The 18,425-nt window shown below is 57.9% G+C and carries 19 protein-coding genes and 1 pseudogene; 5 read left to right on the top strand and 15 right to left on the bottom strand.

What is annotated here, in order from left to right; translation table 11 throughout:
- Positions 1–39: 39 nt before the first annotated feature.
- The gene (locus tag AC3A5O_RS01375; RefSeq protein ID WP_487752770.1) at positions 40–1,128 is read right to left on the bottom strand and encodes an RHS repeat-associated core domain-containing protein; all 1,089 of its coding nucleotides are present in this window, start codon (positions 1,126–1,128) and stop codon (positions 40–42) included.
- Between the two features lie 498 nt (positions 1,129–1,626).
- Here AC3A5O_RS01375 and AC3A5O_RS01370 point away from each other — a divergent pair, with 498 nt between their 5' ends.
- Positions 1,627–2,820 carry an aminotransferase class I/II-fold pyridoxal phosphate-dependent enzyme gene (locus AC3A5O_RS01370; protein WP_122565279.1) on the top strand — a complete coding sequence of 398 codons (1,194 nt, stop codon included), beginning with the start codon at positions 1,627–1,629 and terminating at the stop codon, positions 2,818–2,820.
- Positions 2,817–3,758, top strand: coding sequence for a 2-hydroxyacid dehydrogenase (locus AC3A5O_RS01365; RefSeq protein WP_487752769.1), 942 nt, complete (start codon positions 2,817–2,819; stop codon positions 3,756–3,758). The genes AC3A5O_RS01370 and AC3A5O_RS01365 overlap by 4 nt, the downstream gene beginning before the upstream one ends.
- Before the next feature lie 143 nt (positions 3,759–3,901).
- On the opposite strand, the gene AC3A5O_RS01360 is transcribed toward AC3A5O_RS01365, so the two are convergent.
- The 11 genes and pseudogenes from AC3A5O_RS01360 to ubiE form a co-directional block, all read right to left on the bottom strand.
- Positions 3,902–4,339: a bleomycin resistance protein gene (locus tag AC3A5O_RS01360; RefSeq protein ID WP_122565281.1), complete on the bottom strand. Its 438-nt coding sequence runs from the start codon at positions 4,337–4,339 to the stop codon at positions 3,902–3,904.
- A 347-nt stretch (positions 4,340–4,686) separates the two neighbouring features.
- Positions 4,687–6,603: a methyl-accepting chemotaxis protein gene (locus AC3A5O_RS01355; protein WP_487752768.1), complete on the bottom strand. Its 1,917-nt coding sequence runs from the start codon at positions 6,601–6,603 to the stop codon at positions 4,687–4,689.
- A gap of 124 nt (positions 6,604–6,727) precedes the next feature.
- Positions 6,728–7,435 carry a 16S rRNA (uracil(1498)-N(3))-methyltransferase gene (locus tag AC3A5O_RS01350; RefSeq protein WP_487752767.1) on the bottom strand — a complete coding sequence of 236 codons (708 nt, stop codon included), beginning with the start codon at positions 7,433–7,435 and terminating at the stop codon, positions 6,728–6,730.
- Positions 7,432–8,229: a twin-arginine translocase subunit TatC gene (gene tatC / locus AC3A5O_RS01345; protein WP_060739577.1), complete on the bottom strand. Its 798-nt coding sequence runs from the start codon at positions 8,227–8,229 to the stop codon at positions 7,432–7,434. The genes AC3A5O_RS01350 and tatC overlap by 4 nt, the downstream gene beginning before the upstream one ends.
- Complete coding sequence (tatB, locus tag AC3A5O_RS01340; RefSeq protein WP_122565284.1) at positions 8,226–8,645, bottom strand: Sec-independent protein translocase protein TatB; 420 nt, start codon at positions 8,643–8,645, stop codon at positions 8,226–8,228. Before tatB ends, tatC begins: the two co-directional genes overlap by 4 nt.
- A gap of 10 nt (positions 8,646–8,655) precedes the next feature.
- Entirely contained in the window at positions 8,656–8,943 is a 288-nt protein-coding gene (locus AC3A5O_RS01335; RefSeq protein ID WP_060739575.1) for a twin-arginine translocase TatA/TatE family subunit, read from the bottom strand.
- Between the two features lie 24 nt (positions 8,944–8,967).
- Complete coding sequence (locus AC3A5O_RS01330) at positions 8,968–9,300, bottom strand: phosphoribosyl-ATP diphosphatase (protein ID WP_003186671.1); 333 nt, start codon at positions 9,298–9,300, stop codon at positions 8,968–8,970.
- Positions 9,293–9,691 carry a phosphoribosyl-AMP cyclohydrolase gene (hisI, locus tag AC3A5O_RS01325; RefSeq protein ID WP_003196931.1) on the bottom strand — a complete coding sequence of 133 codons (399 nt, stop codon included), beginning with the start codon at positions 9,689–9,691 and terminating at the stop codon, positions 9,293–9,295. The genes AC3A5O_RS01330 and hisI overlap by 8 nt, the downstream gene beginning before the upstream one ends.
- Positions 9,692–9,772: 81 nt before the next feature.
- Positions 9,773–11,377 (bottom strand): ubiquinone biosynthesis regulatory protein kinase UbiB, encoded by a 1,605-nt coding sequence (gene ubiB / locus AC3A5O_RS01320; protein WP_122565285.1) that lies wholly within the window; start codon positions 11,375–11,377, stop codon positions 9,773–9,775.
- Positions 11,374–11,998: pseudogene (locus tag AC3A5O_RS01315) on the bottom strand (ubiquinone biosynthesis accessory factor UbiJ). The gene ubiB and the pseudogene AC3A5O_RS01315 overlap by 4 nt, the downstream one beginning before the upstream one ends.
- The gene (gene ubiE, locus AC3A5O_RS01310) at positions 11,998–12,768 is read right to left on the bottom strand and encodes a bifunctional demethylmenaquinone methyltransferase/2-methoxy-6-polyprenyl-1,4-benzoquinol methylase UbiE (RefSeq protein WP_003196937.1); all 771 of its coding nucleotides are present in this window, start codon (positions 12,766–12,768) and stop codon (positions 11,998–12,000) included. Before ubiE ends, AC3A5O_RS01315 begins: the two are co-directional and overlap by 1 nt.
- A gap of 155 nt (positions 12,769–12,923) precedes the next feature.
- Here ubiE and AC3A5O_RS01305 point away from each other — a divergent pair, with 155 nt between their 5' ends.
- From AC3A5O_RS01305 to AC3A5O_RS01295, 3 genes are all read left to right on the top strand, one after another.
- Entirely contained in the window at positions 12,924–13,199 is a 276-nt protein-coding gene (locus AC3A5O_RS01305; protein ID WP_092175253.1) for a polyhydroxyalkanoic acid system family protein, read from the top strand.
- 271 nt (positions 13,200–13,470) lie between these two features.
- The gene (locus tag AC3A5O_RS01300; protein WP_122565288.1) at positions 13,471–13,893 is read left to right on the top strand and encodes a phasin family protein; all 423 of its coding nucleotides are present in this window, start codon (positions 13,471–13,473) and stop codon (positions 13,891–13,893) included.
- Positions 13,894–13,903: 10 nt separating this feature from the next.
- Entirely contained in the window at positions 13,904–14,836 is a 933-nt protein-coding gene (locus AC3A5O_RS01295) for a phasin family protein (protein WP_122565289.1), read from the top strand.
- Positions 14,837–15,043: 207 nt separating this feature from the next.
- Here AC3A5O_RS01295 and AC3A5O_RS01290 read toward each other — a convergent pair whose 3' ends face one another.
- The 3 genes from AC3A5O_RS01290 to phaZ all read right to left on the bottom strand — a co-directional run bounded on the left by AC3A5O_RS01290 (position 15,044) and on the right by phaZ (position 18,377).
- On the bottom strand, positions 15,044–15,664 hold the full coding sequence (locus AC3A5O_RS01290) for a TetR/AcrR family transcriptional regulator (protein WP_122565290.1): 621 nt from the start codon (positions 15,662–15,664) through the stop codon (positions 15,044–15,046).
- Between the two features lie 60 nt (positions 15,665–15,724).
- A complete protein-coding gene (gene phaC / locus AC3A5O_RS01285; RefSeq protein ID WP_305469347.1) occupies positions 15,725–17,407 on the bottom strand; it encodes a class II poly(R)-hydroxyalkanoic acid synthase in 1,683 nt (560 codons plus the stop codon).
- Between the two features lie 112 nt (positions 17,408–17,519).
- Positions 17,520–18,377, bottom strand: coding sequence for a poly(3-hydroxyalkanoate) depolymerase (phaZ, locus tag AC3A5O_RS01280; RefSeq protein ID WP_003186648.1), 858 nt, complete (start codon positions 18,375–18,377; stop codon positions 17,520–17,522).
- Positions 18,378–18,425: the final 48 nt, after the last annotated feature.

Genomic DNA, 18,425 nt, shown 5'->3' with positions numbered 1-18,425 from the left:
GGGGCTTTTTGTTTGTGTGTGCCATTCATAGGGTCATTGCTAACGGGAATTTCTTCGGATATCCAAAGCTTTTAGCGTAAACCTGAACTCGCCCTGATCAAATATTCTCCTTCGTTCGTTAAAACCTGAATTTCGTGGAGTCGTCGAGGAAACAGGTGAGGAGACTAGAGATTCTCGGGGGGCGGTAGGTATTGATGAATGGCTAGGGCGTTTGGCAATAAGATAGTGACCAGGGCGGCGTGGGTTCAATGGATTCAGAGCTCGGGGCAGTTGAGCTCGTTTATGCAGCAAAATTCGGGGCAGTTGAGCTCGTTTATGCAGCAAAGCACCAAAACCACTCACCATGCCAATCGCCGCCAGCGCCACCAGGGCGATCAGGAGCGGGTCATTGACGGGTGATTCAGGATGATGCGCCTCCATTCGGTTCAGCACTATATAGCTGACGGTCCCTGCGAAGGCGCTGCTGGCCGCCACTACTTTGGTGGTGCGCCCGAATTTGGCGCCAGCGACAAATGGAAGCCGTCGTGCCAGCGCTTTAGGAGCAAGGAACGGAAGTACATAGCTCCCGCCGAACTCCATCAGCCCATTTGCAAACCACAGCAACCCGTGCGGAATCCGTCCCGTGGGATCCGTACGATTAATGGGGTCTCCCTGGCAATATGCATAACAGTTCAGTCCTCCGTCCCCAAAGGGGCTCAAGCTGTCAGGGCTGTTAAAACGCATCAGAACAGGATTGAACGCACGGTGCCCATTTCCCAGCAAGTAGTAACCCGTGATTGTATCGTTCCTTTCGCCGTTGAAAGCCAGAAGACTGCTCAGGCCCCCTTGAGCGGTGCGATGACCGTAAGGCGTATAGATTGAGGTGCCGTCGCTGCTCTGCAGCACCGAGCGATGCTTGTCGGTCAGCAGGCGTGACGTACGCGGGTTGTTCCCTCTGTAGTTTTCCGCCAGCAAGATATCCATGGTCTGAAAAACCTGATACTGAATGGATCCTTGGATTTCTGTAGCGAGCCGATCTAATAGATAGAACCGGTCACACCGGGGTTGGTTGGTAGGCACGTAGCTGACCAGAAGATCGAGAGCATCGTATCGATATTGAATTAATAGTCTGTCAGAAGTGTTCGACATCGATCGTTTTCCAGGAAACAGACAATTAACTCAGTCTCGGCCGGAATGGAAATGTTGTCTACTATCAGAACTGATAGGTTTTTGAGAGTGCTCAGCGTGGGAGATGGCAGGTCAAGCGCTTTCACTGAAAGGTGACAGATTGTAACATTTTTAATGTCCACCCTATGCTTGCCAAAGGCATACAAATTATTACTGTGAGATATTTTGAAATGCGGGATAAGTTATTGGGTGTGTTGCGAGTAGGTACGCTAGTAGGCATGTCGTGGTAACAATACTTTAGCCTATAAAGTCGATGGTTTGTCGAATATCTACGTTACAAAATTTCCTGTCGTAAGTATCAGCTTTGTCTGTCGGTTAAGCGTGGGAAATATCTAGATAACTAGTTGTGGGTATATCAACTTTACATGCAGGTGCCTGGTTATTAAGGTTTGGTTCGTCATGGAAGGCAGTCTTGGATCAAGGTCGAACTAAATATAAAATTAGCCGATTGGAAACCCGATGAGCCTTATGCCTGATTACCAAAGCCAGAGCCTGACTGAACATGAAGTTTTTGGATTGTCGGCAAAATATAATCTTGCCGATGGTCATAGTTACATTTCCGCGATAGCGCATTTTAGAGGTGTGTTGTCTGAGTTGCCTGACTTATGGGGTTCGGCGGCCGAGACGCCTATTCCGCAAATGGAAATGGCTTTCAAAGATGTTTTTGCAGATTATTTCGCGCTTCCTGGTTTAAAAAAACACCAGCATTTTTCGATCTGCCCTACCGCATCAAACAGCATAGACATAGTGGGAGCGTGGGCGCGATCAAAGCAGTTGAAAATAGGCCTTGTCGAACCCACATTTGACAACCTCGCCCAGTTACTTCGGCGTAGGGAAGTCGAGCTTGAAGCTGTTCCAGAAAGCATGTTTTCGGACCTGTGTTTGCTAGAAAGGTTTATTCAGAACAAAAAACTTGACGCTTTGTTCATGGTCAATCCCAATAACCCGACAGGTTTCGTCATTGATGCAGCCATGATGAAAAATATTGTGGTGCTATGCTGTCGGCTCAATATAATTTTAATCCTCGATACCTCTTTTCGGTTCTGCCATAAAACCGCTATCGACGAGTATGCACTCCTGGTTGAAAAGGGCGCGTCATTTATCGTTCTGGAGGATACCGGTAAGCAATGGCCAACGTTGGATGCCAAGGCCAGTCTGCTGTCATATAGCAAAAATTTGGCACAGGAAATCAGAGCCATCTACGAAGAAGTTTATCTTTGCTGTTCCAATTTTGTACTGAGGGTGATCATTGCATTTATTGAGGCGACTCTAAAAAGAGGGGGGCTCACTTATGTGCATTCGATTATTACCAAAAATGCAGAAATAGTCCGATCCCAGCTCGTAGGAACACAGGTTTGTGTTGATTCGCCACATTCGCATTCGGGCATGACAGTCATGTGGCTTGACATAAAACGAACTGGGCTATCGGACCTTGAATTAACTAATTATCTTGCAACTTATGATGTGGCCGTGTTGCCGGGGAGGTATTTCTATTGGAATAGTCATGAGGTTGCAGGGCACGACCGTATAAGAATTGCGCTTTTGAAACCTGATGACCAATTCGAGTTTTCGCTCTCTCGCTTGAGACAAGCCCTACTCGAGCTTGAATCGGCCAAAGATTACAATGATTCTGTAGAGATGATTTCGCAATGAGAAAGCTCCTGGTAACTGGGGATTTTGATATTGACAAGGCGGTATTCCCAGACAGTATTGAACTCATTCACATTAGACGTCCTGTTGATGAGCGGCAAATTTTAGAGGTATTACCCGATGTGCACGACTATATTTTGGGTGGGCCGGAATACCTGTCTGCGGAGCTGATTGAAGCCGCCACTCGGTTAGAGAATATAGTTGTGATGGGAACAGGTACCTCCAGTTTTGTGGACGTGCAGTGTGTTACCGATAAAGGCATAAAATTAGCCAATACGCCCAACCTAAACGTGCAGGCGGTGGCTGAGTTTACGTTGGCAATGATTCTCCTCTGTTCGGCAAGGGTTTTTGAAAGCGCTGAAAGTGTAAGGGCGGGTAACGCTTGGATACAGACGCCCAGGCGATCATTGTTGAATCTTAAAGTTGGCTTTGTTGGCATGGGATCGATTGCGGGAGAGGTGGCATATCAGCTTCATATGCGTGGATCTGAAAATATGTGCTATTGGTCCCGGAATCGAAAGGAGTCTCTGGAAAAGTCATTGGGCCTGCAATATACCTCACTCGGTGATCTGGTTAACACTGTTGATGTTTTATGTATTCATCTTAGTGGTTGTGCCGAAACCTTCAATCTTATCGATGAATCTGTATTAGCCCGCGCGTCAACGGAGCTGATGATATTGAACTTGTCCAACCCAAAAATTATCTGCCCGCGTGCGCTCAAGACCTACCTCAATCGCAATACGGATGCATTTTGTTTTATCGATGGCTATTACAGCGAATGGGTGGATAACAAAGGACAACATGATGATCCCTATGGTTTGCTCTCATTGCCCGCAAAAAAGTTAGTGGTTACCTCGCATTTGGCGGCACAGGAGGAAGTAACCGTTAAAAACATTTTCCTTCAGGCTGTGAAAACCCTTCATGGTGTCAGTGGGCGTTAAGATCAATGGGTTTTCATTCGAAAGGTTTATCGAAAAAAATTGGCATGCGCTGTATTGGTTATTGCCTAATCATTGGCCTTTTGGCGTTTGAGTGACAAACGCTCACCTTCTCCAAGAAGGTGAGTGTTCAGTCAAGCATTTGCTTACCTTAGTTCATTGCGGCTGGACTTGGAGCCTAAGTATTGAGCGAACCTAAGTAAATAACCATCCGGGTCTAATACGAGAAAATTGCTTTGACCTTGAAGCAGGTTGTTCTCTTTGTACCAGCATTCTTCTATTGGTTTATGCAGCTCGTATCCCGAACCGATCAATGTTTTCGCTAACGCTCTGACATCGGGGCAATCAATTGAGAGGTTCATTCCGCGTCCATAAGGTTTTTGTAGCGGGCCTACTCGCCACGGTGACTCTTCGTGATCGTCTTGTTCCAGCATTAACTGGCTACCGTGATAGGAGATGAACATGAAGCCGTCGTTCGGTCTTTCATACTCAACGCTGAACCCAATGATCTTGCAATAAAATCTTGAGCTTGCCTTGATGTCGGACACAATCAGTTCAGGTATAAGCTTGTTAAAGGTGACCATAATTCCTCTTCCGTGAAGAATGTTTCGTATAGTTAATGGAGGTGCCATTCTGTCGTGAGCTCTAGAAAAGTCCAATCGATTTTTCTGATGCTTTTGTCATTATTTATGTTGGCTGCGATCGTTTGACGATAATGCCGCAGTTATAAATTATGTCTGAAAGTTAAAGTAGGCCGGTGGCCAAAGCAGCGAGGTTATTTAAGGATGATAAATCTGCAGAGACGCATGTCGAACATCACATATTGGTAGAGCAGTGCCTCAGCTCCAATAGGGACTGATGCACTGCTTCATGCGTTATGTGTTTGGAGCAACTCGTTAAGCGGCCGTTGGTGACAAACGCGCCTATGCCTCTAAACTTTGAACCGCCCCACCAGCGTCTGCAAGTGCACGCCTAGCCGGGCCAATTCCGCACTCGAAGCGGCAGTCTCCTCACTGGACGACGCCGTCTGCTCCGAAACATCACGTACATTCAGCACACTACGGTTGATCTCCTCAGCCACAGCGCTCTGCTGCTCGGCCGCAGCGGCGATCTGCTGGTTCATCGACTGGATCGCCGAAACCGTGCGAGTGATGTTCTCCAGCGAGCCCCCCGCGCGGCGGGTCAATTCGACGCTGTTATCGGTCAGGTTGCGGCTGTTGTCCATGATGGTCGCGACCTGCTGGGTCCCCGATTGCAGGCCGACGATCAGCTCTTCGATTTCTTCGGTGGACTTCTGGGTGCGCTGCGCCAGGCTGCGAACCTCATCGGCGACCACTGCAAAACCACGCCCTGCTTCCCCGGCACGGGCCGCTTCGATGGCGGCGTTGAGGGCCAGCAGGTTGGTTTGCTGGGCTACGGACTTGATCACGTCGAGCACGCTGCCGATCTTGTCGCTTTCACGCTTCAGGTCGCCCATCGCCGCGGTGGAGTTGCCCACTTCGAGGGCCAGGCGTTCGATCTGGGCGATGGCTTCACCGACGACTTTTTCGCCTTCGCGGGCCTGTTGGTCGGCAGCGACGGCGGCTTCGGAGGCTTCCTCGGCGTTGCGGGCGACTTCCTGCACCGTGGCGGTCATTTCATGCATGGCGGTGGCGACCTGATCGGTTTCCACCTTTTGACTGTTGACCCCGGCGCTGGTCTGCTCGGTCACGGCCGAGAGCTGTTCGGCGGCGCTGGCGATTTGCGTGACACCTTCGCCGATGCCACCGATCAATTGCCGCAGGCCCACGGTCATGCTTTGCATGGCGCGTTGCAGTTGGCCCAGTTCGTCGCGACGGTCAGAAGTGAGGTTGTGGGTCAGGTCGCCAGCGGCTACGCGTTCGGCAACCTTCAAGGTGTCGTTGAGTGGGCCGACGATCTGCCGGGTGATGAGCAGCGCTGCAATCACGCCGAACAGCAGGGCCAGCGCAGCCGCTGCGATGAGAACGGTCTTGGCCTGGGCGGTATCGTGGTCTCGCACCGCCGTCTGGGACACGGTGAGCTTCTGACTGGAATCGATCAGTACGTGGCCTTGCTCACTCATGCGCTGCAACGCGGCGCCATTATCGATCTGGGAGTCGCGGAACTGGCTGACCGCCGCGCGATAGACGTTCATCGAGTCGCTGGCCTGCTGAAGACTATCGGCGAACTCCTCGGGTAGCTGGGCCGGCAAGCGTGCCAGCAGTTTCAGGACATCGGTGATTGCATCGATGGCGGGCTGCTGGGCCTCGCTTTTTCCGCTGTAGGTGTAGCCGCGAACCTGATAGCGGGCCTGCTGGATCGCCTTGCTCAGGGCCACCACGTTGTTGAATTGAGTAACGTCGCCGCTTTGCAGCAATGCTTTTTCCACCTCGGCAACGCGGGCCACGGCGTTGTCGGCGCTGGCGCCGAGCTTGCTGCGGGCGTCTTCGCGGCTGACGGTGGCGCTGGTCATCTGGGCGAAGGCACTCTTGTATTCGGCAACGGCGGCCAGCTGTGCATCGATCAACGCCACATCGGCCGGTTGTTCGATCAACTGGCGAGCAGTCTTCAGGCCCTGTTCGAGCTTGCCCAGCAGGTCGTTGACCTGTTGCGGCCCTTTCTCGCCCCGCGTGCTGTTGTAGTCGATGCTGGCCAGATTCAAGTCTTTGCTCAAGTCGTTGAGACTGGCAATGAACCCCAGTTTATCGCCCCGGCTGATGACATTGCCCAGGCCGGACCAACCGGTGAATGCGATCATCAAGGTGAGGAACAGCACCAGGCCGAAGCCTGCACCGAGTTTGCGATTAACGCTTACATTTCCCAGACCCTGGGCAAGCCACCGGAACATGCTGATACTCCCTTGGAGCGCTGAATTGGTTTTATGGGCACTGTATCGGCGGCTTTGACGGGATCTGTAGAAATGAGCTCAGGATTCTCCGAGTGGCTTATTTGTGGCGAAACAGAGATGCCTTTCAGAACAACCTTGCAAGCAATGCGGTAACCGCGGTCTCGACCCGCAGAATCCGCTCGCCCAGTTGTACCGGTTGCAAGCCGGCCTTGCCCAGTAGGTCGACCTCGTAGGGAATCCAACCGCCTTCGGGGCCGATGGCCAAGGTCACCGGCTCCGTGAGTGCTCGCGGGCAGGGTGGGTGGTTGCCAGGGTGGCCGACCAGTCCGAGGGTGCCGTTGGCGATGGCCGGCAGGCGGTCCTCGACAAAAGGCTTGAAGCGTTTCTCGATAACCACCTCAGGCAACACGCTGTCCCGGGCCTGCTCCAGGCCCAGGATCAGTTGCTCGCGAATGGCCTCGGGTTCGAGGAACGGCGTCTGCCAAAAGCTCTTTTCCACGCGATAGCTGTTGACCAGCACCACCCGCGGCACGCCCATGGTGGCGATGGTCTGGAACACTCGCCGGAGCATTTTCGGGCGCGGCAGCGCCAGCACCAAGGTCAACGGCAACTTGGCCGGCGGCGCCTGGTCGAGGGTCACTTGCAGTTCGGCCTCGCGAGCCTCCAGGCGCAGCACCTGGGCCGAGCCCATCAACCCGCCGATGCGCCCGACCCGCAGGCTGTCACCGACGGCACTGCGATGGACTTCCTGCATGTGGGTCAACCGGCGATCGCTCAGGATCACGCGGTCAGGCCCAATGAAGTCGGCCTCTTCGAGCAGCAGCAGGTTCACGCTTGGGTCGCTGGCGGCTGGTCGTTGTGGTCATCGACCGGCTGGTCCTCGGGTTCTTCTTCCCGGCGCTTGCGCACCAGGCCACCGAACAGGATGCCGATTTCGAACAGCAGCCACATCGGCACGGCCAGCAGGGTCTGGGAGAAAATGTCCGGCGGGGTGAGGATCATGCCGACCACGAAGCAGCCGATGATCACGTAGGGGCGGATCTTCTTCAGGTAGGCGACGTCGACCACGCCGATCCACACCAGCAGCACCACGGCCACGGGGATTTCGAACGCCACGCCGAAGGCGAAGAACAGCGTCATGACGAAATCCAGGTAGCTGCTGATGTCGGTCATCATCTCCACGCCCGCCGGGGTGGCGGCGGCGAAGAACTTGAAGATCAGCGGGAACACCAGGTAATAGGCGAAGGCCATGCCGGTGTAGAACAGCAGGATGCTGGATACCAACAGCGGTACGGCGATGCGTTTTTCATGCTTGTACAGGCCCGGGGCGATGAAACCCCAGATCTGGTGCAGGATCACCGGGATCGCCAGGAACAGCGAGACCATCATCGTCAGCTTCAGTGGCGTCAGGAACGGCGACGACACGTCGGTGGCGATCATCGTCGCGCCTACCGGCAGGTACTGGCGCAGCGGCGTGGAGACGAAGGTGTAGATCTGCTGGGTGAAGGAAAACAGCCCGGCGAAGATGATGAAAACCGCCGCGACGCAACGCAGCAGGCGGGTGCGCAACTCGGTGAGGTGCGATACCAGCGGCATCGGCTGGTCGTTTTCAGGGATATCGCTCATGGGGCTCGCGGCGGCAAAGTAGGATCGTTAGGCGCAGGGACAGCGTGGGGCGCTGTATCCGCTGCCGTCGGTGTCACGGGCGCCGGTTCAGCCACCGGCGTGCCACTCTCTGGCGCTTGGGAAGCCACGATCGGCTCGGCCACAGGCTGGACTGGCGTCGGTTCCTGCTGGGTCGGCGTGAAGATTTTCCGCGCTTCCTGCTCCAGGGACAGAATGTGTTCGTTGTGAAGTTGCCGACGGATGTCGTCGGCGCCGATTTCACGTTCAACTTCCTGTTTGATCGCATTGAAGCTGCGCTTCAGGCGCCCGATCCAGAGACCGGCGGTGCGCGCAGCGCCCGGCAGACGCTCGGGGCCCAATACCAGCAGGGCGACGAGGCCGACGAGCAGCAGTTCAGTGAAGCTGATCCCAAACATTAGTCAGTGCTCACGAGTCTTTGCGAATGGGCTCTTCGACTTTCTGGGCCTGCACGTCGATGGTGTTCGGCGCATTCACCGGCTGAGTGGCCTGTGGGTGTACCGGTTGGGTCGGTTGTGCGGGCTGAGCCTGGTTGGTCGTCGGATCGGCCGGTTTCTCGTCATCGTTCATGGCCTTGCGAAAACCCTTGATCGACTCGCCGACATCGGTGCCGAGGTTCTTCAGTTTCTTGGTACCGAACACCAGCACCACGACGACCAGGATGACGACCCAGTGTTTCCAGTCAAAGATACCCATGTGGCTACTCCTCTCAAAAATTGATCAGGCGGACGGGCGCGAGGCTTTCTCGACGTGCCCGGACAGACCGAAGCGACGGTCCAGTTCATCCAGTACGGCCTGCGGATGCTGCCCCAGTTGGGCCAGCATGACCAGGCTGTGGAACCACAGGTCGGCGGTCTCGTAGATCACGTCGCTGCAATCGCCGCTGATGGCGGCGTCCTTGGCGGCGATGATGGTCTCGACCGACTCTTCGCCGACTTTTTCCAGAATCTTGTTCAAGCCCTTGTGGTACAGGCTGGCGACATAGGAACTGTCGGCGGCGGCGCCCTTGCGCTCTTCCAGCACCTGGGCCAGGCGGGTCAGGGTGTCACTCATGGGTATGTCCTGAATAAATGGCATGCGGGTCCTTGAGCACCGGGTCGACGGTTTTCCAGTCGCCGTTCTCGAAGACGCGATAGAAGCAGCTTTGACGGCCGGTGTGGCAGGCAATCTCGCCGACCTGCTCGACCATCAGGATGATGACGTCGCCGTCGCAGTCCAGGCGCATCTCATGCAGGTGCTGCACATGCCCGGACTCTTCACCTTTGCGCCACAGCTTGCCACGAGAACGTGACCAATAGATGGCGCGGTTCTCGGCGGCGGTCAGGGCCAGCGCTTCGCGGTTCATCCAGGCCATCATCAGCACGCGCCCGGTCTTGTGATCCTGGGCGATGGCCGGCACCAGGCCGTCAGCGTCCCACTTGATCTCGTCCTGCCAGTTTTTCATCTTCGACTCCGACCATGGACCGCGCACCTGACGTCGGCGGGCCCAGCGTTGAAACAGTGTGCCAGCGCGAGCCGGTGCTGGCTATCGGCGAACGACCAGATACAAACCAACGATCACCATGATTGCGGCGGGCCAATGGCCCAAATCGCTCAACGGTCCACCAGCCGCCAGCATGGCGCCGCCTCCCAGGTGAGCGGCGCCGAGCAAGCGCAGGAACCAGTCATCCTTGCGTCGGTGCCACGGCGGTGCCGGGTCATGGGCGTGGGGTTGGGACATGCGTTCGAGCAGGTCGCGGGTCATGTTGGCCAGGTGCGGGATCTGCTCGAATTGGCTCTGCACGTTGCCCAGCAAGGTTTTGGGGCTGACGCGCTCGCGCATCCAGCGCTCGAGGAACGGTTGGGCGGTGTTCCACAGGTCCAGGTCCGGGTACAACTGACGGCCGAGGCCTTCGATGTTCAACAGGGTTTTCTGCAACAGCACCAACTGGGGCTGAACCTCCATGTTGAAGCGTCGCGCGGTCTGGAACAGGCGCATCAGTACCTGGCCGAAGGAAATATCTTTTAACGGTTTTTCGAAGATCGGTTCGCACACGGTACGGATCGCCGCTTCGAATTCGTTGAGCTTGGTCTCGGCCGGCACCCAGCCCGAATCGATGTGCAGTTGGGCGACACGGCGGTAGTCACGCTTGAAGAAGGCGAACAGGTTGCGGGCCAGGTAGTCCTGGTCTTCGGGGGTCAGGCTGCCGACGATACCGCAATCGATGGCGATGTATTGCGGACTCCAAGGCTGCACGGTGCTGACAAAGATATTCCCCGGGTGCATGTCGGCGTGGAAGAAGCTGTCGCGAAACACCTGGGTGAAAAAGATTTCCACGCCGCGCTCGGCCAGCAGTTTCATGTCGGTGCGCTGGTCGGCCAGGGTCGCCAGGTCGGTGACCTGGATGCCGTAGATGCGCTCCATCACCAACACTTTCGGCCGGCACCAGTCCCAATAGACTTGCGGCACATAGAGCAGCGGCGAGCCTTCGAAGTTGCGACGCAGCTGGCTGGCGTTGGCGGCCTCGCGCAGCAGGTCGAGTTCGTCGTAGATGGTTTTTTCGTAGTCCTGGACCACGTCCACCGGGTGCAGCAGACGGGCATCGGCCGACAACCGTTCGGCGGCGCGGGCGAGGATGAACAGCCACGCCAGGTCCTGGGCGATGATGGGCTTGAGGCCCGGGCGAATGACCTTGACCACCACCTCTTCGCCGCTCTTGAGTTGCGCGGCGTGAACCTGGGCCACGGAGGCCGAGGCCAGGGGCTCGACGTCGAAGCGGCTGAAGACTTCGCTGATCTTTTTGCCCAGTTGTTCCTCGATCAGCGCCACCGACAGCTTGGAATCGAATGGCGGCACGCGGTCTTGCAGCAGCATCAGTTCATCGGCGATGTCTTCGGGCAACAGGTCGCGACGGGTCGAGAGTATCTGCCCGAACTTGATGAAGATCGGCCCCAGGTCCTGCAAGGCCAGGCGCAGGCGCGCGCCACGCGGCAGGTCCAGGGTTCGTCGAGGGAACCAACGCCACGGCAGCACGAAGCGCAGCGCCAGGAGAAACCACGGCAGCGGCAGGGCGAACAGCAGGTCATCGAGGCGGTAGCGGATCACGACGCGCTGGATGCGCAACAAACGGCGGACGGCAAGCAGCTTCATGCGTTATCGCTTGGTTTCAAGGGATCGGGAAAGGCGCTCGAAACGCGCCTCGAGACGTTCCAGGTCAAGTTTGACCTGGTCCAGTTCATCAAAACGGGCCTGGGCCTCGCGTTGGCCTACGAGGGTACGCGATTCTTCGGCCAGGTATTCATTCAGATTCTGTCCCAGGCTGACGAAGCCCTGGCGATACCAGTGGCGGCGGCTGCGCAAATGGCCGCTGAGCAACTGGGTCGCCACCGGACCGATCCAGCGGGACACTTCGTATTCCCAGTCCAGTTCCAGGTTCTGGAGAATCGCCGCCAGCTCCAGCAGCACGCCGCTGTCGCCATCGAGCTCCACGTCGGGGCTGTGCAGTACCGCGCTCTTGTCCTTGCCCAGGGCCAGGTTCACCAGGCTCGACGCCGGAGCGCGCAGCGTGCAATCCGCTTCGGCTTCCCAGTGGGCGGCGAGCATCAGGCCTTCGTCGCTGGGCAGAATGAACAACTGCAACGCCGGGCTGCGGCAGTCGACGGCGATCACCTTGCCGCTCAAGTGCGCCAGGCGCGCGAGCGCCGTGCTGTCCAGGCGCAATACCCGGTTGAGGCCGAGTTCGACGCTGGCGAGCAGGCCGGTGAGCAACATCAGGGTTTGATACCGCGATGCAGGGCGACGATACCGGCGGTCATGTTGTGGTAGGTCACGCGGTCGAAACCGGCCTCGACCATCATCGACTTCAGGGTTTCCTGGTTCGGGTGCATGCGGATCGATTCGGCCAGGTAGCGATAGCTTTCCGAGTCGTTGGTGATCAGCTTGCCCATCAGCGGCATGAAGGCGAACGAGTAGGCGTCATAGGCCTTGGACATCAGCGCGTTGGTCGGCTTGGAGAACTCCAGCACCAGCAGGCGGCCGCCGGGCTTGAGCACCCGCAGCATCGAACGCAGGGCGTCTTCCTTGTGGGTGACGTTGCGCAGACCGAAGGCGATGGTCACGCAGTCGAAATGGTTGTCGGGGAACGGCAGTTTTTCAGCGTCGGCCTGGACGAACTCGACATTGCCGGCCACACCCAGGTCCAGCAGGCGGTCGCGGCCGACCTTGAGCATGGATTCGTTGATGTCGGCCAGCACCACCTGGCCGGTCGGCCCGACGATGTGGGAAAACTTCTTCGTCAGGTCGCCCGTGCCGCCGGCGATGTCCAGCACGCGATTGCCGCTGCGCACGCCCGACAGCTCGATCGCGAAACGCTTCCACAGCCGGTGCATGCCGCCCGAGAGCAGGTCGTTCATCAAGTCGTACTTGGCGGCTACGGAGTGGAAAACCTCAGCGACTTTTTCCGCTTTCTGGCTTTCCGGCACGTTCTTGAAGCCGAAGTGAGTGGTGGGTTCGGCATCGCTGCCTTTGCGCTGATCAGTCATATCGCGGTCACCAAAAAAGAATGCGGGACATTCTAATCCCGGTGGAGGGCTTTGTCTTGGCAAGGCTGAAGGTAAGATGGGCTACCGCCGGGACGTTTTGACGCAGCCAGGGTCTGAAACGTTCAGGCAAGTCCCGATAAAACAGGAGTTACCCGATGGCCCGTATAACTGTTGAGCGTGCCCATGGCCTGGGCAAGGAAGTGGCGCGAGAGAAAGCCGACAAGCTGGCGCAGAAGCTGTCCGACAGCTATGGCCTGGAGCCGCAGTGGGTGGGCGATACCCTGAAGCTCAAGCGTTCCGGGGTCAAGGGCGAAGTGCATGTGGGCGAGGATTCGATCCGCGTCGACGTGGAACTGGGCATGTTGATGTCGGCCATGAGCGGCACGATAAAGACGGAAATCGAAAAGGCGCTGGATAAGGCGCTGGCCTGATCGACCGGAAGGGTGGGTGGGATTACATGACTCAAGTTCACCACCTATCCAACTGTGGGAGCGAGCTTGCTCGCGATTGCATTGTTTCAGTCGCATCAAGGTTGGCTGACACTCCGCCATCGCGAGCAAGCTCGCTCCCACAAGGGAAGTCATCGCCTTCAGGTTTTGTGTCAGTTGTTAGGGTGCCGTTTCTAATTATTGTCACTACTTTGTACCTGAGCCCGTCCATGTGCGGGCAGTTCCTCAAACCTTTTTTCGAGTGAGGTGCACCATGGCCAAAGTTATTCTGAAGAAAAAAACCGACGTTGAATCTTCCACGCTCAGCGACGTGAAAACGTACGCGCGCAAGATCTGGCTGGCGGGCCTGGGCGCCTACACGAAGGTCGGCCAGGAAGGCAGCGGATACTTCCAGGAGTTGGTAAAAGCGGGCGAAGTTATTGAAACCAAAGGCAAAAAGAAAATTGCCGGGAAACTTGAAGCGGCCAACAGCGAATTGATTGAAGCCAAGACCGACGTCAATACTTTCAAGGCCCGGGTTGAAGTACAACTCGATAAAGTCGAGAAGGTATTCGATGCCCGTGTTGCAAGTGCCTTGAATCGTATCGGCATTCCGTCTAAACATGACGTTGAGACACTCTCTGCTAAGCTCGATGAGCTGACAGCATTGCTCGAACGTGTCGCGCGTAAACATTAAGGAGAACGGGATGGCTGGCAAAAAAATCACAGAAAAAGAGGGCAGCTCGTGGGCCGGGAAGATTGAAAAATATTCCCGCAAAATCTGGCTTGCTGGTTTAGGCGTGTACTCGAAGATCGACACTGACGGCAGCAAGCTCTTCGAGTCCCTGGTTAAGGACGGCGAAAAGGCCGAAAAACTCACCAAGACGGCAGTCGGCAAACAAGTCGATGCCACCAAGGAAACCGTCGATTCCGCCAAGTCGCGCATCGGCGGCGTGAAGGATCGTGCCCTGGGTAAATGGGACGAGCTGGAAGGGGCTTTCGACAAGCGCCTGAACAGCGCGATCTCGCGCCTGGGCGTGCCGAGCCGCAATGAAGTCAAGGCGCTGCACAGCAAGGTCGACACCCTGACCAAGCAGATCGAAAAACTCACCGGCGCCAAAGTCGCACCCGTGGCGACCAAGACGGCGGCGGCCAAGCCGGCCGCTAAAACGGCAGCCAAGCCACTGGTCAAGGCTGCGGCAAAACCCGCCGCCAAACCTGCGGCGAAAGCAGCGGCCAAGCCGGCGGCTAAAACCGCAGCGGCCAAACCTGCTGCCAAGGCGGCGGCTAAACCGGTAGCGGCGAAAGCAGCAGCCAAGCCCGCCGCCAAACCGGCTGCCAAGCCAGCGGCCAAGACGGCTGCAGCTAAACCCGCTGCGGCTAAACCTGCGGCCAAACCAGCCGCTAAGCCTGCAGCCAAGCCTGCGGCAAAAGCGGCGGCCAAACCCGCTGCGGCGAAAAAGCCTGCCGTGAAAAAACCGGCCGCGCCAAAAGCTGCCGCACCGAAGGCGTCCACCGCACCCACCGCGGCCGCCAAACCGGCAACCCCGGCGAGCACGGCGAACTCCGCCGCCGCTCCAACGGCGGTCGCCACTCCAGCACCGGCGCAGGCTCCATCGACGCCTACCACCCAGTCCTGATTCTGCGGGACATGCAAAAACGCCCGGCCTGTGAAGGTCGGGCGTTTTTGTTTGTACGCAGGTCAACCTGTGGGAGCGAGCTTTGTGGGAGCAAGGCTTGCCCGCGATGAAAACGCCGCGGTCTCTTGAGGACTGTAGCGCCTGGATCGCGAGCAAGCTTTGCTCCCACAAAGCTCGCTCCCACAATGGATCTACCACTGTCGGCGGTTAGTCGTGTTCTTCCAGGTATCGCAGCGCCAATCGTTCGGTCGCCACTTTGGTCGCGGGTGGCAGGTGCGGGGCCACCAGCATCATGATCTGGTAGACCACCAGTCGAACCTCGCCCTCGCGGTCGAGGATGCGCTGGTAGTCCAGGGAGAACAGCAAGGTCATGGTGATCTGCTCCACCAGTTGCCCCAGGGCCTGGGTATCGCTGACCAGCAAATCCTGGGCCTTGAGCTGCGCCAGCAGTGAGGCGAGGGTTCGCTTCAGGGCATTGAGCAATTGACGGATGCCCTTGGCCAGCTTCGGCAGGCGTCCGGCCAGGTTCGACAGGTCCTGGAACAGAAACCGGTACTGGGCCAGGCGCTCGACGATCAAATGCAGGAACAGCCAGTAGTCTTCCGGCGCCAACTGCGCGTCCGCCGGTGGGTCGAGCAGCGGTGCCAGTTCGTTCTGGAAGCGCTCGAACAACCCGAGGATCAGCGGTTCCTTGCCATGAAAGTGGTAGTAGAGGTTGCCTGGGCTGATGCCCATTTCATTGGCAACTTCCATGGTGGAGACGTTCGGTTCGCCCTTTTCGTTGAATAATTGCAGGGCACATTCAAGGATGCGGTCGCGGGTTTTCATCCGGTCTTCTTAATGGTCAAGTCGTGTCACGGCCAAGCGCCTGGCCGTGGAATAGGGCCTTCAGCGCACGCGAACATAGGTGCCGGGGGCGGCGTCCAGAGGCGGGTAGTTGGCGTTGCCCAAGGTCATCTGGGTTTCGCGCTGGGCGCCGGAGCGTTCCTGGATCCAGCCCAGCCATTGCGTCCACCAACTCCCTTCGACGTGCGTGGCATCGTGGTACCAGGCCCGGGGGTCGCTGCTCATTTTTGCGCTTTCGATGTAGTTGGCCTTGGGGTTGCCCGGCGGGTTGAGAATGCTCTGGACATGGCCGCTGTTGGAAAGCACGAAGCGTTTGTCGCCACCGAGCAACAGCGTCGAGCGATAGACCGCGTCCCAGGGCGTGATGTGGTCGTTGATGCCGGCCACGCTGAAGCTGTCCACCGTCACTTTCTGCAGGTCGATGGGTGTGCCGCACACTTCCAGGCCGCCGGGGTGGGTCAGTGGGTTGTGCTTGAAGAAGTCCAGCAGATCGCCGTGGTAAGCCGCCGGCAGCCGGGTGCAGTCGTTGTTCCAGTAGAGGATGTCGAAGGCCGGCGGTTCCTTGCCCAGCAGGTAGTTGTTGATGAAGTAGGTCCAGATCAGGTCGTTGGGACGCATCCAGGCGAACACCCGGGCCATGTCGCGACCATCGAGGATGCCCTTCTGGTAGGAGCGGCGCTTGGCGGCTTCCAGGGTCTGCTCGTCGATGAACAACGTGGCCTGGCTGTCGATCTGGCTGTCCAGCAGGCTTACCAGGTACGTGGCACTGGCGACCCGGCGCAGTTGGCGCTTGGCTTGCAGGTGGCCTTGCAGGGCGGCGATGGTCATGCCACCGGCACAGGCGCCCATCAGGTTGACCTCCCGGGCGCCGGTGATCGCCCGGCAGACGTTCATGGCCTCTTCCGTAGCCTCGACATAGCTGGACAGGCCCCACTCGCGGTGGCGTACGTCAGGGTTGCGCCAACTGATGATGAACACCTGCAAACCGTTTTTCAGGGCGTACTGGACAAAGCTGTTGGAGGGGCTGAGGTCGAAAATATAGAACTTGTTGATCTGTGGCGGCACGATCAGCAATGGCTTGGCGTACTGCTTTTCGCTCATGGGCCGGTACTGGATCAGTTCGAGCAATTCGTTGCGAAACACCACCGCGCCGGGCGTGGTCGCCAGGGTCTTGCCAACTTCAAAGGCATGGGGCGTGGTTTGGCGCGGCAAGCCGTCGTTGTGCAGCAGGTCGTCCACCAGGTGGCTGATGCCTCGAACCAGGCTGGAGCCGCCGGAGTTGAACAGCTCCTTGACCGCCAGCGGGTTGAGCAAGGTATTGGACGGCGCTACGGCGTCGTTGAGCAGGGCGAAGGCGAAGTGGGCGCGGGCGCGGTCATCCTGACCCATGTCGCTTTCGTCAATCCAGCTCTTGACCTGTTTTTGCCAGCTCAGATAGGCCTGCAGGCTGCGGCGGTAGAACGGATTGAGCTGCCAGGTGGGGTCGGCGAAACGCGAGTCGTTGGGGTTGGTGGGGTGCAGGGTCTCGCCCAGCAGCACACGGCCCAATTGACCGCCCAGTTTCAATGCATGCCGGGCACTGTGCACCGGGTTGCGCAAGCCGTGTGCGGCCACACTGCGCAAGGTGGACAGCAGGTCCCTGCCACGTAGGCCAGTGACCGCACTTTGTGCGTTGATGAAGCTGGCAGGGGCGGGCATGGAACCCTTCGCCGGTTTGTCGCGCATGAGTCAACTCCTTCGTCATCAGGCTAAAAACAAACACACCGAACCAGACAACATAGTCGCTGTTTCGGGTCGCTGCGCAATCCGGCGTCCTGCCAGGCGCGAATGGGCGGTTTCAGCCGCCGCCCAACGGTGAGGGATGCGGATGCATCACGGCACGCTGACGTTCTTCCTCCAGAAACTTCATGATGATCGGCGCCACCGCCTCGGCCCTGGTGATCAGGAACAGGTGGCCGTCATCGATAATGTGCAATTGGGCGTTGGGAATGCGCCAAGCCAGCATGCGCATGTTGATCAGTGGAATCAGCGGGTCGTCATCGCCGGCCAGCACCAGGGTCGGTTGGTGGATCTTGTGCAGCCAGTGGATGCTGGTCCAGCCGAGGCCGGCGAACAGTTGCCAGTAATAACCGAGCTTGCCCGCCGAACGCACCTTGGCCGCGTGGCTGGCCGCCAGGCTCGGGTCGCGGCGGAACGAGCCGCCGTAGATCAGTGGTGCGATGCGCATCACATGGGACGGCTGAACGTAGCGCCGGGGGCTGGCCATCATCCACAGCACCTTCGGTTTGCCCGGTACCATCACTGCCCCGGCCGCCGTGGCCGCCAGTACCAACTTCTTGCAGCGCTCCGGGTAATCGTAGGCGAATTGCTGGGCCAGGGCGCCGCCCCAAGACACGCCGATCACGTTGACCTGACCGTAGTCGAGGTAGTCGAGCATCCGCGCGGTGAGTTTGGCCAGGCCCGGAAAGCGATACGGTCGGTTGGGCGTCGATGAACCGCCGACGCCGGGCACGTCAAAGGCGATGACTTCCAGGTCCGGGTCCAGGGCCTGGATGAACGGGAATACCAGCTCGAGGTTGGCGCCGATGCCGTTGAAAATCAGCAGGGGCGTCAAGTGAGGCTTGCCGGGACGTACCGCGGTGCGCAAGGTCTGGCCATCCAGATCGACGGTACGGAAAATGTACGGTTGCGGCATGCTTCAAGCCCTGTGGGTTGGGTCGCTGTCTTTCATTTTTCCCCGATC

It is taken from the genome of Pseudomonas sp. Soil_N_39, from assembly GCF_057655955.1.
Note: the sequence above shows the minus strand (reverse complement) of the source record. Positions and strands in the feature narration are given on the sequence as shown.

Excerpts from the sequence above, each read along its gene's own strand:
- AC3A5O_RS01375 (WP_487752770.1), bottom strand. The coding sequence starts at position 1,128 with ATGTCGAACACTTCTGACAGACTATTAATTCAATATCGATACGATGCT.
- AC3A5O_RS01370 (WP_122565279.1), top strand. The coding sequence starts at position 1,627 with ATGAGCCTTATGCCTGATTACCAAAGCCAGAGCCTGACTGAACATGAA.
- AC3A5O_RS01365 (WP_487752769.1), top strand. The coding sequence starts at position 2,817 with ATGAGAAAGCTCCTGGTAACTGGGGATTTTGATATTGACAAGGCGGTA.
- AC3A5O_RS01360 (WP_122565281.1), bottom strand. The coding sequence starts at position 4,339 with ATGGTCACCTTTAACAAGCTTATACCTGAACTGATTGTGTCCGACATC.
- AC3A5O_RS01355 (WP_487752768.1), bottom strand. The coding sequence starts at position 6,603 with ATGTTCCGGTGGCTTGCCCAGGGTCTGGGAAATGTAAGCGTTAATCGC.
- tatC (WP_060739577.1), bottom strand. The coding sequence starts at position 8,229 with ATGAGCGATATCCCTGAAAACGACCAGCCGATGCCGCTGGTATCGCAC.
- tatB (WP_122565284.1), bottom strand. The coding sequence starts at position 8,645 with ATGTTTGGGATCAGCTTCACTGAACTGCTGCTCGTCGGCCTCGTCGCC.
- AC3A5O_RS01335 (WP_060739575.1), bottom strand. The coding sequence starts at position 8,943 with ATGGGTATCTTTGACTGGAAACACTGGGTCGTCATCCTGGTCGTCGTG.
- AC3A5O_RS01330 (WP_003186671.1), bottom strand. The coding sequence starts at position 9,300 with ATGAGTGACACCCTGACCCGCCTGGCCCAGGTGCTGGAAGAGCGCAAG.
- hisI (WP_003196931.1), bottom strand. The coding sequence starts at position 9,691 with ATGAAAAACTGGCAGGACGAGATCAAGTGGGACGCTGACGGCCTGGTG.
- ubiB (WP_122565285.1), bottom strand. The coding sequence starts at position 11,377 with ATGAAGCTGCTTGCCGTCCGCCGTTTGTTGCGCATCCAGCGCGTCGTG.
- ubiE (WP_003196937.1), bottom strand. The coding sequence starts at position 12,768 with ATGACTGATCAGCGCAAAGGCAGCGATGCCGAACCCACCACTCACTTC.
- AC3A5O_RS01305 (WP_092175253.1), top strand. The coding sequence starts at position 12,924 with ATGGCCCGTATAACTGTTGAGCGTGCCCATGGCCTGGGCAAGGAAGTG.
- AC3A5O_RS01300 (WP_122565288.1), top strand. The coding sequence starts at position 13,471 with ATGGCCAAAGTTATTCTGAAGAAAAAAACCGACGTTGAATCTTCCACG.
- AC3A5O_RS01295 (WP_122565289.1), top strand. The coding sequence starts at position 13,904 with ATGGCTGGCAAAAAAATCACAGAAAAAGAGGGCAGCTCGTGGGCCGGG.
- AC3A5O_RS01290 (WP_122565290.1), bottom strand. The coding sequence starts at position 15,664 with ATGAAAACCCGCGACCGCATCCTTGAATGTGCCCTGCAATTATTCAAC.
- phaC (WP_305469347.1), bottom strand. The coding sequence starts at position 17,407 with ATGCGCGACAAACCGGCGAAGGGTTCCATGCCCGCCCCTGCCAGCTTC.
- phaZ (WP_003186648.1), bottom strand. The coding sequence starts at position 18,377 with ATGCCGCAACCGTACATTTTCCGTACCGTCGATCTGGATGGCCAGACC.